The 1,648-nt window shown below is 36.3% G+C and carries 3 protein-coding genes; 2 read left to right on the top strand and 1 reads right to left on the bottom strand.

The window, feature by feature from the left end:
- A partial coding sequence (locus tag A3729_RS34475; protein ID WP_197475602.1) for a phage integrase N-terminal SAM-like domain-containing protein occupies positions 1-138 on the bottom strand: 138 nt, incomplete at its 3' end.
- Between the two features lie 296 nt (positions 139-434).
- Between A3729_RS34475 and A3729_RS05560 the strand changes: the two genes are divergently transcribed.
- Positions 435-851, top strand: a complete 417-nt coding sequence (locus A3729_RS05560; RefSeq protein ID WP_156495027.1) for a hypothetical protein — start codon at positions 435-437, stop codon at positions 849-851.
- A 122-nt stretch (positions 852-973) separates the two neighbouring features.
- Positions 974-1,570, top strand: a complete 597-nt coding sequence (locus A3729_RS05555) for a hypothetical protein (protein WP_068553632.1) — start codon at positions 974-976, stop codon at positions 1,568-1,570.
- The last annotated feature ends 78 nt before the right edge of the window (positions 1,571-1,648 follow it).

The following is a 1,648-nucleotide window of genomic DNA, read 5'->3' as shown; positions in this document are numbered from 1 at the left end:
AAAACGAATAAAACGTATTACCCAATGGCAATAGGTTTTCTCGGTCTTATAGGCCATTTGTTTACTACGAATAAATGCTCGAAACTGNTCAATAAAGCGCACGGGCTTTTTAGGGAGAGGTAGTGGTATATCATCCATAAAACTAATCCTTTAGTTTAAGAGTGAGTCAAAATAGCTATGAAAAGCGACCTCCTGTCGTATATCTATAGCTACCGTTAAAATACGGTAAAAGCTATTTAAAAACAAATAATTATGAAGGCTTGTAATAAAAGGATAGGCGACACGAGTCGCACTTTGTAAATTGCAAAAACTTTGGACTTCATCGGACTCCAGAAATGATGTAGGATTCGTGTGATATAGAATTTTTTTAAAAAAGGATATACGACAAATGGATATACGACCTTATGTCGTAGATTCAAATGTTACATGCCAAAATGACTGATACTGAATTTCTACTATATTACAATTCAATTGTTGTATTTATAGCTTTAGCTATTGCGGTTTGGCGTGTCAAAAATAACTGGCAGGTTATTAAAGCACAGGCAGTCGAGGCTGAGATCGTTCAAGTTGAAAAAGACGTTGATGTTGTTATATCGATCAATATCAAAATTAAGACTCGCCATAGCCTTGCTATCGAGCAAATACATATTGACCCAATGTACGACAAAACAGATTATCGTGTAGGTTCACCTTTTACGGTGTGGGTTCATGATAGTAATCCAAGATTGTATTTCAGATCTAAACCAAATGCATTCAAGCTAATTGGTAAAATTGGATTACAGTCATTGGCTATTTGGGTGATATTGTGTGGTATGTTAATGGTAGCTTTTGCCAAGAAGTTTAGCATGTAACAAGTTTATCAAACCTCGTTCCGCCCACAAAGGAACGTGGGCTGCACTGGACGCGCGAAGACACGCGCGCCGTTTATAAAAGCGTTAGAATTTTTAGGCATCATCCACAAAAGGAAGTATTAGTGATTAAAAAAATACGAATATTAATTTTCATTGCTGTTTGTTCTGCTCTTTTACCAGCTTGCGCTCATTTTTCCTCAAGTTCTTTCCAAGAAGAATATGTTCAAGGTGATCAAACTACATTTAACACTGGTGATTCTGTATTTCTTAAGATTAATAGTTATGCCAATTGGTCTGACTATTCAACGGTTAACACGCTAGTTGCAGATGCACTCCAAGAAAGCTTTTCTAAAAAAGGTATAAAAGCAAAATTTCTCTCTGAGAAAGATGAGCTTCCTCAGAGTTATCTTGAAATTGTTTCTATTGTTGATAATACCGCAGGTGATGAAAGTCGTGACTTTGATCCCCTTTCGTATTTATCTGCAGTTTGGTGTGGCTTGTCAGTTTTTGTTCTACCTATGATTAGCACCGATTTCGATGTGCTCGTAAAAATTAACCGATTTGAAAATGGTCAAATTGTGTCTAGCCATTTGTATTCAAGTCATATGTATCAAATGGCTGGGTTTTCTATGATTCCATTTATGAGTTCGGACGATGTTGGAGACGATATTGCCTCTATAGTGGATAATGTTTCTCAGGATTATTTGGAGTTAAATTAAGATGATCAAGCTACTTTCAATAACAATACTCGCTAGCTTGCTTAGTTCGTGTGCCTCTAGCTATTTCAACGTCTCAAA

This window comes from Oleiphilus sp. HI0043 (assembly GCF_001634935.1).
Note: the sequence above shows the minus strand (reverse complement) of the source record. Positions and strands in the feature narration are given on the sequence as shown.